The 12,919-nt window shown below is 63.1% G+C and carries 10 protein-coding genes; 4 read left to right on the forward strand and 6 right to left on the reverse strand.

All coding sequences use genetic code 11. The annotated features are described in order from the left end of the window. Positions 1-58: 58 nt before the first annotated feature. The 4 genes from JSS27_05545 to JSS27_05560 all read right to left on the reverse strand — a co-directional run bounded on the left by JSS27_05545 (position 59) and on the right by JSS27_05560 (position 5,145). Entirely contained in the window at positions 59-811 is a 753-nt protein-coding gene (locus JSS27_05545) for a sensor histidine kinase (GenBank protein ID MBS0208400.1), read from the reverse strand. Positions 812-944: 133 nt separating this feature from the next. Continuing rightward, positions 945-3,047 (reverse strand): polyribonucleotide nucleotidyltransferase, encoded by a 2,103-nt coding sequence (gene pnp, locus JSS27_05550; GenBank protein MBS0208401.1) that lies wholly within the window; start codon positions 3,045-3,047, stop codon positions 945-947. Positions 3,048-3,408: 361 nt separating this feature from the next. Further along, positions 3,409-3,678, reverse strand: coding sequence for a 30S ribosomal protein S15 (rpsO, locus tag JSS27_05555; protein MBS0208402.1), 270 nt, complete (start codon positions 3,676-3,678; stop codon positions 3,409-3,411). 525 nt (positions 3,679-4,203) lie between these two features. Further along, complete coding sequence (locus JSS27_05560; GenBank protein MBS0208403.1) at positions 4,204-5,145, reverse strand: fatty acid desaturase; 942 nt, start codon at positions 5,143-5,145, stop codon at positions 4,204-4,206. Between the two features lie 318 nt (positions 5,146-5,463). Here JSS27_05560 and rplU point away from each other — a divergent pair, with 318 nt between their 5' ends. Further along, positions 5,464-5,781 (forward strand): 50S ribosomal protein L21, encoded by a 318-nt coding sequence (gene rplU, locus JSS27_05565; GenBank protein ID MBS0208404.1) that lies wholly within the window; start codon positions 5,464-5,466, stop codon positions 5,779-5,781. A gap of 138 nt (positions 5,782-5,919) precedes the next feature. On the opposite strand, the gene JSS27_05570 is transcribed toward rplU, so the two are convergent. Continuing rightward, a complete protein-coding gene (locus tag JSS27_05570) occupies positions 5,920-6,993 on the reverse strand; it encodes a 3-deoxy-7-phosphoheptulonate synthase (GenBank protein MBS0208405.1) in 1,074 nt (357 codons plus the stop codon). A 220-nt stretch (positions 6,994-7,213) separates the two neighbouring features. On the opposite strand from JSS27_05570, the gene JSS27_05575 reads away from it, so the two are divergent. Next, positions 7,214-7,864, forward strand: coding sequence for a hypothetical protein (locus JSS27_05575; GenBank protein MBS0208406.1), 651 nt, complete (start codon positions 7,214-7,216; stop codon positions 7,862-7,864). Positions 7,865-8,090: 226 nt separating this feature from the next. Here the strand turns inward: JSS27_05575 and phoU are convergent, their stop codons facing one another. Continuing rightward, entirely contained in the window at positions 8,091-8,750 is a 660-nt protein-coding gene (gene phoU, locus JSS27_05580; protein MBS0208407.1) for a phosphate signaling complex protein PhoU, read from the reverse strand. A gap of 372 nt (positions 8,751-9,122) precedes the next feature. Between phoU and JSS27_05585 the strand changes: the two genes are divergently transcribed. Both JSS27_05585 and JSS27_05590 read left to right on the forward strand, forming a co-directional pair. Further along, the gene (locus JSS27_05585; GenBank protein MBS0208408.1) at positions 9,123-9,335 is read left to right on the forward strand and encodes a cold shock domain-containing protein; all 213 of its coding nucleotides are present in this window, start codon (positions 9,123-9,125) and stop codon (positions 9,333-9,335) included. 117 nt (positions 9,336-9,452) lie between these two features. Continuing rightward, positions 9,453-12,917, forward strand: coding sequence for a mechanosensitive ion channel (locus tag JSS27_05590; protein ID MBS0208409.1), 3,465 nt, complete (start codon positions 9,453-9,455; stop codon positions 12,915-12,917). Positions 12,918-12,919: the final 2 nt, after the last annotated feature.

The following is a 12,919-nucleotide window of genomic DNA, read 5'->3' on the forward strand; positions in this document are numbered from 1 at the left end:
TGCGGGAATATCACAACGGACTACTGACAACGGACAACGGACCTTTTAATGAGTTCTATCACTTACCGCGATCCGATGACGCATCGCCAATCCGCGGTGGCGTTGGCAGTTCAATCGTGAAGTTCGTGCCGCGGCCGAGTTCGCTTTGGACGAAGATCGAACCGCCGTGGGCCTCGATAATGCGCTTGGTCGTCGGCAGCCCCAGGCCCGAGCCGCCAGGCTTGGTCGAGTAGAAGGCTTCGAATATCCGCGACATGCCCCGGGCGTCGATCCCCCCGCCGGTATCGATGACGTGCAACGCCACGCCGCGCGGCGTCGATTCGGTGCCGATCACCAATTGGCCCCCGTCGGGCATCGCCTGCTCGGCGTTGATCAGCAGGTTCAAGAGCGCCGCCTGGAACGAGCGGCGATCGAGCTTGACCTTGGGCAGTTCGGGTTCGAGGTACTCGAAGACTTCGATCTTGCCGGCCTGAGCCTTGGGGCGAAAGAACTCCAGCGCCTGGCGGACCTGCTCGTTCAGATCGGCCGGTTCGAGCAACGCCTGTTGCACTCGGGCATAGCTCAGGAAGTCGTCGAGCAGCCCTTGCAGCCGCTCGCATTCGCGCTGCATGGTCGAGAGCCGAGCCATCACGCGCCGCCGCTGGGGCTCGTCGAGCTTCTCCAGCTCTTCGGACAACAACTCCATGTTCAGTCGGATGGTCGAGAGCGGATTGCGAATCTCGTGGGCCAGGCCGCCGGCCAGGCGCGCGATCTCGGCATAGCGGTCGCGCCACTGCTGAAATTCGCTGTGCTCGTCGGCCGGCGGTGTCATGGGCGTTTCGTCGCGGGGTGCGAAAGGCGCCAGGCCCCAAATACAAACGAGGCGCGGCAAACCAGTTGCCGCGCCTCGTCTTGATGATAATCAACGTCCGATCGTCCGCCGCGCGAAAAGCGCGACGACGAACCTAGGACTTGGACTGCTCGAGCTCGCGAATGGCCGCGCGACGGCTCAGCTTGACCCGGTCCTGCTCGTCGATGGCGATGACCTTGACCTGCATTTCATCGCCGATCTTGCAGACTTCCGAGACGCTCTGCACGTAGCCATCGGCCAACTCGCTGATGTGGCACAAGCCGTCCTTGCCCGGCAGGATTTCGATGAACGCGCCGAAGTCCTTGATGCTGGTGACGCGACCGTCGTAAATCTTGCCGACCTTGACCGACTCGGTCAGGCCCTCGACGCGACGCATCGCGGCATTGGCCCCTTCGCTGTCGGCCGACGAGACGATGACCGTGCCGTCGTCTTCGACTTCGATGACCGCGCCGGTCGATTCCTGGATGGCGCGGATCGTCTTGCCGCCCGGACCGATCAGCAGGCCAATCTTGGCCGGATCGATCTTGGTGCGCAACAACCGTGGCGCCCACGGCGAGATTTCCGTGCGCGGCGAGCCGATGGCCGAGAGCATGCTCTTCAGAATCTGCAGCCGGGCTTCGCGGGCTTGCGCCAGCGTGGCCTTGACGATGTCGAAGCTGATGCCGTCGATCTTCAGGTCGAGCTGAATGCCGGTGATGCCGTTCGGCGTGCCGGCGACCTTGAAGTCCATGTCGCCGTAGTGATCCTCATCGCCGATGATGTCGGTGAGCAGAATCCAGTTGTCGCTCGATTCCTTGACCAGGCCGATCGAGATGCCCGCCACCGGGTTGTAGATCGGCACGCCGGCCGCCATCAGCCCCAGCGTCGAACCACAGACCGTGGCCATCGAGCTCGAACCGTTCGACTCGAAAATGTCCGAGATGATGCGGATGGTGTAAGGGAACTCTTCCGGATCGGGCAGCACCGGCTTGACGCTGCGCTCGGCCAACATGCCGTGGCCGATTTCACGACGGCCGGGACCGCGGATCGGGCGGACTTCGCCGACGCTGAACGAGGGGAAGTAGTAGTCGAGCATGAACTTCTTGGAGTACTCGTCGATCAGGCCATCGACGCGTTGCTCGTCGCGCGTGGTTCCCAAGGTGATGGTGATCATCGCCTGGGTCTCGCCGCGCTGGAAGACCGCCGAGCCGTGGACGCGCGGCAGCACGTCGACATAGCACTCGATCGGACGCAACTGCGTGGCGTTGCGACCATCGGAGCGCGTGCCCGACAGAATCAGCTCGCGCACCGTGCGCAGTTCCAGGTCGTGCCAGGCGCGGCCGAACGTGGCCGCGTCAACGGCGCCCGGCGCGTCGGCGTTCGGAATCAACTCGGCAAGCGCTTGCGCTTCGAGCTGGCTGACCGCTTCGGCCCGGGCTTGCTTGCCCGCGGTCTGCTTGGCGGCGCGCAGGGCCGGGCCGTACTTGGCCTTCAAGGTGTTGAAGGTTTCGCTCGGCGGCGGCGAAATGAACTTGGTCTTGGTGACACCGACCTTCTGGGCCAGCTCGTCCTGCAGATCGCACAGAATCTTGACGTACTTGTGCGCCTCGACAATGGCTTCGACCATCCGGTCTTCGGGCATCTCGCGGGCAAAGCCCTCGATCATCAGGATCGATTCGCGGCTGCCCGAGATAATCAGGTCGAGATCGCTTTCCTCGAGTTCGTCTTGCGAGGGGAAGACGACGAACTGGTTGTCGATCAGGCCCAAGCGAACCGCACCGATCGGGCCCTGGAACGGCAACTGCGACAGGCCGAGGGCGGCGCTCGCGCCGTTCATGGCCAACACGTCGCCGTCGTGCTGCTTGTCGCTGGCCATGACGAAGGCCTGGATTTGCACTTCGTCGAAGAAGCCTTCGGGAAACAGCGGGCGAATCGGGCGGTCCATCAACCGAGCGGTCAGCGTTTCTTTGGTCGTGGGGCGACCTTCACGCTTCAAGAATCCACCGGGAAACTTGCCGGCCGCGGCGGTGCGTTCGCGATAGTCGCAAGTCAGCGGGAAGAAATCGGTGCCCACGCGAGGGGCGCCGGTGGCCGCGGCGACCAGCACCACGGTGTCGGCATAGCGGATCAGACAGCTGCCGGCCGCCTGCTTGGCCAACATGCCGGTTTCGATCGACAGCACATGATTCCCGATCTGGCGTTCAACTCGTACTTTCAAGGTAGTTCCTGTTTTGTTTTCCGCGTTCCAGCAAATTGCCAACAGGTTGCCGGGCGAAAGCCGGGAATGGAATTGGCCCTGCCAAAGGCCAGCACATTCGCGGCCGCCAAACGTCGGCGAGAGAAAGAAGACGGGCTTACGGAGCCAAGGCGGGCGGAACAGCGCGTTTCACCAGCAAACTGACTGCCTGATGAAACTTGCTGGCCGGCGCAACTTGCCTGGAGCGAACACGCACGAGTCGTTGCCTAATGCCCTCGGAGGCTGGCAACCCGTCGTCGACCACCGCTTACCCTTACCGGGCAAGGCTCACCCTTGATGAGCTGGCCGTGTTCAACCGCTCGCGGCCCAACTACCGTTCCGGCTACTTCCGGATTTCGAGACGGCGGATGATGTCGAGATACCGTTGCGGATTGACCCGCTTCAGGTAATCGAGCAGGCGTCGTCTGCGGCTGACCATCATGAGCAATCCGCGCCGGCTGGAGTAATCCTTGGAGTGCGTTTGCAGATGACCGGTCAACTCGCCGATGCGGCTGGTCAGAATAGCAATTTGAATTTCCGGCGAGCCCGTGTCGGACTCCTCGCGCCGGAAGTCCCCAATGAGGGTCTGTTTACGTTGCTTTGTGATAGCCATCGGCGACCGCTGTTCCCTGGAAGTGGCCGGCTGGATTCTCTCGTCCAGCGACCTACTTGTCCTAACTTGCTTGAACTATTCCACTTCAAAATGGTTACTAAAACGTCAAGCGGTTGAATGTACCAAAAGCCCCCCTGGTTGCAACAGGGGGCGGCAGCCGGTTTTTCAGCCCTCGGCGATAGCGGTTGGGGGCCGCCGAAGACAGGAAAACCCTCGCGTTTGGTATTTTGCAGGGCCAAAGGCCCGATCCCATACCAGCCAAAGGCCTGGCCTTTGTAGGATGCATTCCATGCACCTTATGGCGAGTTCTCTATCTGTAAAAGGCGCCTGGCGTTCGCTAGTGCCGAGGCGAGATTGCCACTGTATTCCTTTTGGAAGCCACCGATAAGGTGCATGGAATGCACCCTACCAAGACTGAGTTGCCCTTGCTGCGTAACTCCCTAAACAAAAAGGGCCAGCCGATGTTCATCGGCTGGCCCTTTGATTTGCTACGCAAACACTACGACACGCGGGCGCTTGCCCCTTTTAGGCCGGCTTGGTCCCGCGGGGGATCGTCTTGACCACGTCCCAGGCCAGGCCGGTCTTCTCCATCAGGTAGATCGCCCAGTAGGTGACGTCGACTTCCCACCAGCGGTGACCGTGCTTGGCCATCCGTTGATAGGCGTGGTGGTTGTTGTGCCAGCCTTCGCCGAACGCCAACAGCCCGACCCACCAGTTGTTCCGGCTGTCATCGGTGGTTTCGTAGTTGCGGTAACCCCACATGTGCGAGGCTGAGTTCACGAACCAGGTCACGTGCAACACATAGACCAGCCGCACGAACATCCCCCACACCACGAACGAGATGCCGGTGTACAGATCCCAGCCCAGCCAGCCGACGGCCAACATCACCGCGCCGGTGACGATATGGCTCGGCAGAAACAACGTGTGCAGCAGCCGCAGCATCGGATCCTTCAATAGGTCCGGCGCCCAGCGCGCCGTCATCGTGTCGTAATGCTTGCGGCCATAGTTCGGAAACAGCCAGTTGATGTGCGACCAGATCCCGCCGTCGCGCGGCGAGTGCGGGTCGCCTTCCTGATCGCTATGCGCGTGGTGCTTGCGGTGATTGGCCACCCACATCAGGGCCGAGCCTTCGCCCGACAAGCCGCCAATCAGGGCCAACAACCACTTGACCGGACGATAGGTCGAAAAGCTGCCGTGCGTCAGCAGTCGGTGATAACCCAGGCAGACGCCAATCGAGCCGGTCAGCCAGCACCAAACGGCGCACAAAGCCAATGCCTTCCAAGTAAAGAAAAACGGCGCGGCCAGGGCGCCGACGTGAATCAGCCCGATCCAGATCGTGGTCGGCCAGTCGAGACCGTTTTCCCAAGGTTCGAGCTTGGCCCGCGGCGCGCTAGCGGGCTTGAGTTGGGCGGCCTGCTTGGCCAACTTCTTTTCCTTGCGACGCTTCAGTGCTTTGACGGGTGACACGCGAAAACCGCTCCTCTCCGATGACTCGCCCTGGCTGTATTGAAGACTGCTGGGCGAAGTTGTTTATCTACTTCACCTGCCAGCCCCACGACCGGCAGCTCAATTTACTCGTCGAATCGTAGGGTAAATCGTCCTAGCGGTTGTCACGGCAGGGTCGGAAGATTGTAAAACCTTGGTAAAATCGGCTAAGCCCGGCCGCAGCCGCCGGTTGCGTCGGCCGAAAAACGATTGCCAAGCACCCTCTCGACCCTTTGACGGCTGACGGTTACAATGCGGGGCTTCCACACTTAACCTAGAGCCGCGGTATTGGGTTCGATCATGTACGCGATCATTTTGGACGGCGACAAGCAGTTGAAGGTTGAAGAAGGTCAGGTTCTCGAGATCGACTGCCGCAAGGCGTTGAACCCGGGCGATGCGGTGACCTTTGATCGCGTGCTGGCGGTGGGGGGCGAAGGGGGCCTGAAGCTGGGCACCCCCGCGGTGGCCGGCGCTTCGGTCACGGCCGAAGTCGTGGGGCTGGCCCAGGGGCCCAAGCTGGTCGTCCAGCACTTCCGTCGCCGCAAGAACTCGCGGCGCAAGAACGGCCACCGGCAGGTTCACACCCAGGTGAAGATCAACAAGATCACGGCCGGCTAGGTTTGAAGCCGTCGCGCTGGCAAGTTTGAAATCGTGCGCGACGAAACCTCACATCGCACAAGCCCAGGGATCGGCGGTCCCTGGTTTTTTTTTGCGCGTCACGCTCAGTAGTTCACGATAGCGTAATCAGACGGCGCGCTACTTCGTCGTGCTTTGCAGCGTCACATCGTTCTTCAACACGTCGTGCGCGTGCTCGATCAATTGTCGAGTCTCGTCCCAGCCGGTACACGGATCGGTGATCGACACGCCATATTTCAGCGTGCTGGGCGGATAGGTGAGCTTCTGATTTCCTTCGAACAAATTACTTTCCAGCATCAAGCCGATGATGTTCCGGTTGCCCGCGGCGCGCTGGTCGACCACGTCTTTCCAGGCGATCTCCTGGCGGCGGTGATCCTTGGCGCTGTTGGCGTGGCTGCAATCGACCATGATGTTCACGGGCAGCTTCGCCTTGGCGAGCGTCTCGGCGGCGAGCTGCAAATTGGCGGCGTCGAAATTCGGGCCCGAGCGACCGCCGCGCAGAATCAAATGCCCCCAAGGATTGCCCGCAGTATGCACCACGCAAGTCTGACCTTGCTGGTCGATGCCCAGGAAACTGTGCTTGTGCCGCGCGGCCTGCATCGCCTCGACGGCGATTTGCAGATTGCCATCGGTGGCGTTCTTGAACCCGACGGGCATCGACAACCCGCTGGCCATTTGCCGATGGGTTTGCGATTCGGTGGTCCGCGCGCCAATCGAAGCCCAAGTCACGAGATCGGCCACGTATTGCGGTGTGATCGGTTCCAACATCTCGGTCGCGGCGGGCACACCCAACTCGTTGATCTCGATCAACAGCCGGCGCGCCCGGCGCAATCCCAAGCCGATGTCGAACGAATCGTCCAGGTTCGGATCGTTAATCAAGCCCTTCCAACCGATCGTGGTGCGCGGCTTCTCGAAATAGACGCGCATCACCAGCACTAAACGATCGGCGACCTGATCGGCCAGTTGCTTCAAGCGACCGGCGTATTCGAGCGCCGCCGACTCGTCGTGAATCGAGCACGGCCCCACGACCGCCAGCAGCCGGTGATCGCTGCCGTCGAGAATGGCCCGAACCGCCTGGCGGCTGGCCACGACCGTGCGATTCGCCGCCTCGGTCATGGGGATTTCAGCCTTCAACTGGCTGGGGGGGGTCAGCCCGACGGTCCCTAGAATATTGATGTCTTCGGTGCGCTGCATGGCGGTTCTGATCATGGGCGGTTCGCGAGGGTCCAAACATTCCATAATAGTCAGGCTGGCTAGCCCCCGACAGGGGCCCCGATAGCAGAGCTTGCCGGGACGGAAAAGTTCGCGAAATCGCTACAGATTGACACTCGGACTGGTCGATCTAGTGAGCGCGCTGCGCCAGCACGCGCCCGAGTGGCCGGCCGCCTCTGATCAAGCTCCGATTCCGACCGTTATGTGGTGTCGCCATTGCCAGCAAGACGTGCCCGCCCTGGCCGGAGGTTCGGCCGGCTATGGCTGCGCGCGGTGCGGGCAATCGACGTCGCCGGCCCCCGCAGCCAACGAACGCCCGGCCGCCGCGACGGCGATGACACCTTCGTCCGGGACTGAACCGGCCGAAACATCACCGGTCGACACGAGCCAAATCTCGCCGCTTGAGCGCTGGTCAAGCTGGGAGCTGAACGAACAACTGCGGCACGTCGAACGACTGATCCAGGCCATCGAGCCCAAGCCTGCGTCAACACGCACCGGCGGCTTGCTGCGTTTTGACGCGGGCAGTGCGATGTTACCCGCCGAGCGCGAACCGATTGCGCTGCCGCCTCAAGAAACCGGCGGCGTCTCGTCAACGGTGGCCTGGCTGGGCCTCGGGCTCGGCTTGGGGGCGACCGTTTGCGGCGCGGTACTCAGCATTTGGGGCTTCGCCGGCGAGCGGCCAGAGCTTTGGCATCTGGGCATGCCGATCTTGCTGGCCGGCCAGTTCGCGCTGGTGCTGGGTTTGCTACTGCAACGCGGCAACGGCAGTTCAAACGCGGCCGCGCCCAACGAGACGTTCCCGCAACTCGACCGGCGTTTGGCGCGCACGGGCAAGCAACTGCGCCGGCCGTAGCGCGGGGCTCACCACGTTCTCGCGTCTCGGGTGGCACCGATGGCTCGGCCATCGGTGTTGCGCAGCAACAAGAAACTCGATGGGCACGCGCAACCCCAATGGAAACTCGCCACCCGTGAGGGACGGCGCTCGAGGTTTCTTGTGGCCTTCGGCCACCCAGGTGCAAGCACCTGGGCCACCCTCGCGACAGCGTTCTGAGACGTGCTCTAGAAAAACGCCGTAGCGCTCACGCCCCGGCTCGGTGACGCACGATCGAGCCCTCGACCATGTAGATCACTTCTTCGGCGATGTGCGTGGCCATGTCGGCCAGGCGTTCCAGGTGCCGGGCCACCGAAGCGACCTTGAGCAGAATCTCGGTCTGATCGGGGCACTCGGCAATCGCGGCCAGAATCTGGGCCTCGATCGCGTCGCGCAGCTCGTCGACCGCGTCGTCGTCGCCGCGCACTTGCCGAGCCAAGGAGCCGTCGGCGGTGACCAGCGCGTCGAGGCTCTGCTTGACCATCGCCTGGGCCAGCCGCGCCATCTCGGTAAACTCAACCGGAATCTCGATGGCTGGCACCCGCGCGATCACCAGCACGCGCTTGGCGATGTTCTTGGCCAGATCGCCAATCCGCTCGAGGTCGTTGTTGATCTTGAGAACCGCCACGACAAACCGCAGGTCGAGCGCCACCGGCTGCAACAGGGCGAGAATGTTCAGACAGTCCTTCTCGACGGCCACTTCCATGCCGTCGATTTCGCTGTCGGCGGCGATTACCTCGCGGGCCAATTGTTCGTCGCGAGTGCGCAGGGCGGAAATCGCCTTGGCCAGCGCCGCTTCGACCAGCGCGCCGACGTAGATCACCTCGTCCTTAAGGTGTTCCAATTGGCGATTGAGATGTTCGGCCATCATTCAGGCTCGCACGGGTTACGCCTGCCCTCGATCCATCTCCCACGGACGTCGCCCCGCCGTGGCTGCTCGTGCGCGGTGGGGGCTCCCCTCACCGAGCCGCACGTTTCGCTCCATCGTTTGCACGCATCTAACGACGCCTGATGATTCCACTGTAAGTCGCGCTGGCGAAATCGTAAACATTAATTTGCGGGAATCAGGGCTTGCTGGCAGCCCGGCTCGGCTTGTCACGTTTTGCCCGTTGCCATACGATCGCCGCGTTACGGAGCGGCGTCAGGGTGCTAGCACGTTACCATCGGCGGATGCCTCGCGCCTCGGCCGGAAGCTGCCGCTGCCTCGTTTTGCATTTGTCCAATCGAGGAGGGGCCGATCATGCCCAGCGGAGTCATCAAAAAAATCGTCCAAGACAAAGGATTCGGCTTCATCTCGGTTCCTGGGGGTGGCGACGTGTTCTTTCACCATTCGTCGGTCGCCGACGGCGGGTTCGTCAACCTCACCGAGGGCCAACAGGTCGAGTTCACCGTCGAGGAAGGTGGCGCGTCCAAAGGCAAAGGCCCCCGCGCCGCCAGCGTGAAACCAGCCTAGCCGATCGCGCCATCCGAGTCGGGCCAGCGAGCCTGGCAGTGTGTGGCGTCGTTCCGGCCAAGCCGGCCTCGCCGCGCTCTTCGCACCCGCTAATCGCATCGACACGGAGGTTGAGCGATGAGTTCGCACCAGCGTCAATCCATCTTGTCGGGCCGCGGCCCACGATCAGGCACTTGCCTGTCACTTGCGCTAGCGCTTTCAGGCTGGCTGGTGTTTTCGACCTCGGCCGCGGTGGCCCAGGCGCCGGCGGTTTCGCCGGTGCCGCTGGTTTCGGTCGAGCAGGTCCGCGCGGCGCTCGACGAGCTGCAAGCGGCGACCGACACGCCCGATGTCCGCCAGAAAGCGACCGACCTGTACCAGCAGGCGCTGGGCGAGTTGTCGGTGGCCGCCACCTGGAACGGCAAGGGTGAAACCTTCCGCAACGCGCGCAACAATGCCCCCCGCGACTTGGAAGCCGCCAAGGCCCAACTGGAACGAACCGCGACCGACGCCACGGCAGTCGCCCCTGATAACGCCACGCTCGAGCAGTTGAAGGCTACCCAGGCCAAAACCGAAACCGCGCGCGTCGAAGCCCAGCAAGCGCTGGCCGAACTTGATGTGCAGAACCGCTATCGTGGCGACCGCATCGACGAAATCCGGGTGCTCGACGCGGCGGCCAAGACGCGGCTGGAAGAACTCGACAAGCAACTGGAAGCCACGCCCGAGACTGCCGAGGTTCGCGACCCGGTGCGGCGCGCCAGCCGGACGCTGTTGCTGGCCCGGCGGACCAAGATTCTGGCCGAGCGCGCCAGCTACAGCGAAGAGTTGCCCAGCTACGAGGCCACGCGCGAGCTGCTGCGCTTGAAGCTCGACCTGGCGACGCGCCGCCTGCACCAGGCCCAGCAGCTTGACACTCGCTGGCGCGAGATCGTGGCCGAGCGTTCGCGCGCCGATGCCGCGTTGAAAGCTCGCGACGCGCGCTGGGCGGTGCTAACCGCGCGCCCCGAGGTAATGCCGCTGGCCCGCGAGAACGAAAAACTGGCCGAGTTGCGCAACGCCGCCGACGGTCCAGCCGCCAAGGTCAAGGCGATCGAGAAAGACTTGGCTCTTCTGAACGGCGTGCGAACCAAGGTCCAGGCCCAATTCGCCCACGTCCGCAAGATCACCGAACTGACCGACGCCGTCGGCCAATTGCTGCAACGCCAGCGCGACGATTTGCCCGATTTGCAACAACACCGCGCGCAACTGCAAGCGCGTCAAGGCGAGATCGCCGAGATCAAGCTCAAGCTGCTCGATCTGGAAACACGGCGCAACGATCTGGCCGACATCGACGCTCAGGTCCAGCAAGTAATCGGCGGCTTTGCGCCGGCCCCGACCGACGAGCAAGTGGCCGATATCCAGGCGGCCGTGCATCAGTTGCTGGTCACGCGGCGTGACTATCTGGACGCCCTGATCGCCGACTACAACCAGTATTTCCAAATGTTGGTGCTGGAGCTTGATCGCAGCGAGCGCGACCTGGTGCGCGAGACGGAAGAGTATGCCGAGTTCATCGACGAGCGAATCCTCTGGATTCGCAGCACGAGCCCGCTGGCCTATGACGATCTGCGCCGCACGGCCGACGCGTTGGAATGGACCTGCTCGCCTCAACATTGGCAGCAGGTGCTGGTCGCGCTGACCGACGACTGCGTGCGGCACCCGGTGTTGAATGGTTTGTTCGCCGCGCTGGTTCTCGGCCTGTTTCTCACCCAGCCGTTCCTGCGCCGCCTGTTGCGGCGGATTAACGACGATGTGGTCTCGAACTACTCGGCGACGATTCTGCCCACCTTGCGCGTGGTGGCGTTGACGGCCCGACTGGCCATGCCCTTGCCGGCCACGATGCTGTATGTCTCGTGGCGGATCGCGCACGTCTGGGACGCTACGCCGTTTTGCAAGTCGGTGGCGTTCGCGCTGAAGGTGACCGCCGTGGCGCTGGCCACGACCGACTTCTTTCGCCAGGTCTGCCGTCACCAGGGGCTAGCCCAGGTTCATTTCGGCTGGCCCGAGCCGGTCATCCGCCTGTGGCGGCGGAACTTCCGCTGGTTGATCGCCATTGGCATCCCCCACGTATTCATCGTGGCCATGATTCATGTTCAGGAAAGCGACTCGCACAACGCGTCGTTGGGCCGGCTGACGTTCATTGCCGGCCTATTGATGTTGGCCCTCTTCGCGTGGCGCGTGACGATTGGGATCCAGAAGCTCCGCGCCGCCAGCGCCACGGGCAACCACGTCGAGCAATCCGGACTGCGCGCCATGGCGCGGATGTTCGCCATCGGCGTGCCGCTGGCCTTGGCGGCGATTGCCGCGCTGGGCTTCTACTACACAGCCTTGACGCTGACGGTTCGGTTGCAAGTCACGCTCTGGCTGGCCCAGGGGCTGATCCTGGCCCATGCCGTGGCTTTGCGCTGGTTGCTGGTGGCGCGACGACGACTGGCCATTCGCCAGGCCCGCGAACGCCGCTCGGTGGCTGGCGCCTTGGCCGGGGCCTGCGCCGATCAGACCGTGCCGGGGCCCTCGTGCCGCGAACTGGATTTGTCGTTGATTGACGTGCAAACGCGCCGGCTGCTGCGCGGCGTGGGCATTGCCGGCTTTGTGATCGCCCTGTGGGTCACCTGGGTTGGAGTGCTGCCGGCCTTGGCCTACTTGGATCAATGGCCGCTCTGGTCGTACACCGAAATGGCGATGCCGGCGGCGCGTGAAGGCTCGCCCACACCCGCGCCGATCGCCACCGAACGCTGGATCACCGTCCGCGACTTATTGCTGGCCGCCGTGGTCTCGACGTTTACCCTGGTCTCGGCCCGCAACCTGCCCGGCTTGCTCGAGATCGCCTGGCTACAGCGCTTGCCGCTCGACGCCGGCGGAAGGTACACGCTAACGGCAGTGACGCGCTATGTGATTCTGCTGGTCGGGACCGTGTCGGCGTTTCACTCGGTTGGCGTGGGCTGGGCCAATGTGCAATGGCTGGTCGCGGCCATCACGGTCGGCTTGGGCTTTGGCTTGCAGGAAATCTTCGCCAATTTCGTCTCGGGGCTGATCGTGTTGATCGAGCGCCCGATCCGCGTCGGCGACACGGTCACCGTCGGCAATGTCAGCGGCACCGTCAGCCGCATTCGCGCTCGCGCGACTACGATCACCGATTGGGACCGCAAGGAGCTGATCGTCCCCAACAAGGAGTTCATCACCGGCCAGGTGGTCAATTGGACCTTGTCCGACTCGGTGCTGCGGCAAGTCGTGAAGGTCGGCGTCGCCTATGACAGCGACGTGCCGCTGGTGGTCAAGCTGTTGCACGATGTGGCGGGCCGGCATCCAGCCGTGCTCAAAAGTCCCGAGCCGGTGGCGCTATTGGCCGAGTTCGGCGACAGCGCGCTGCAGTTCGAGCTGCGGGTGTTCGTGGCGGGGCTCGATCAATTCACCTCGGTGCGACATCAATTGCACATGGAAATCGAACGCGAGTTCCGCGCACACGGCATCGGCATTCCCTTCCCGCAATGCGACGTCCACATCCACGACACCGCTCCGGCGGCGGTAGCGAAGATTCCGCGCCTGGCCGAAAAACGCTCGGCGTGAGC

Source organism: Planctomycetota bacterium (genome assembly GCA_018242585.1).
In the GTDB taxonomy this organism is placed as follows: domain Bacteria; phylum Planctomycetota; class Planctomycetia; order Pirellulales; family PNKZ01; genus JAFEBQ01.

Coding starts and splice junctions, on each gene's coding strand:
- JSS27_05545 (MBS0208400.1), bottom strand. CDS start 811: ATGACACCGCCGGCCGACGAGCACAGCGAATTTCAGCAGTGGCGCGAC.
- rpsO (MBS0208402.1), bottom strand. CDS start 3,678: ATGGCTATCACAAAGCAACGTAAACAGACCCTCATTGGGGACTTCCGG.
- rplU (MBS0208404.1), top strand. CDS start 5,464: ATGTACGCGATCATTTTGGACGGCGACAAGCAGTTGAAGGTTGAAGAA.
- JSS27_05570 (MBS0208405.1), bottom strand. CDS start 6,993: ATGCAGCGCACCGAAGACATCAATATTCTAGGGACCGTCGGGCTGACC.
- JSS27_05575 (MBS0208406.1), top strand. CDS start 7,214: ATGTGGTGTCGCCATTGCCAGCAAGACGTGCCCGCCCTGGCCGGAGGT.
- phoU (MBS0208407.1), bottom strand. CDS start 8,750: ATGGCCGAACATCTCAATCGCCAATTGGAACACCTTAAGGACGAGGTG.
- JSS27_05585 (MBS0208408.1), top strand. CDS start 9,123: ATGCCCAGCGGAGTCATCAAAAAAATCGTCCAAGACAAAGGATTCGGC.
- JSS27_05590 (MBS0208409.1), top strand. CDS start 9,453: ATGAGTTCGCACCAGCGTCAATCCATCTTGTCGGGCCGCGGCCCACGA.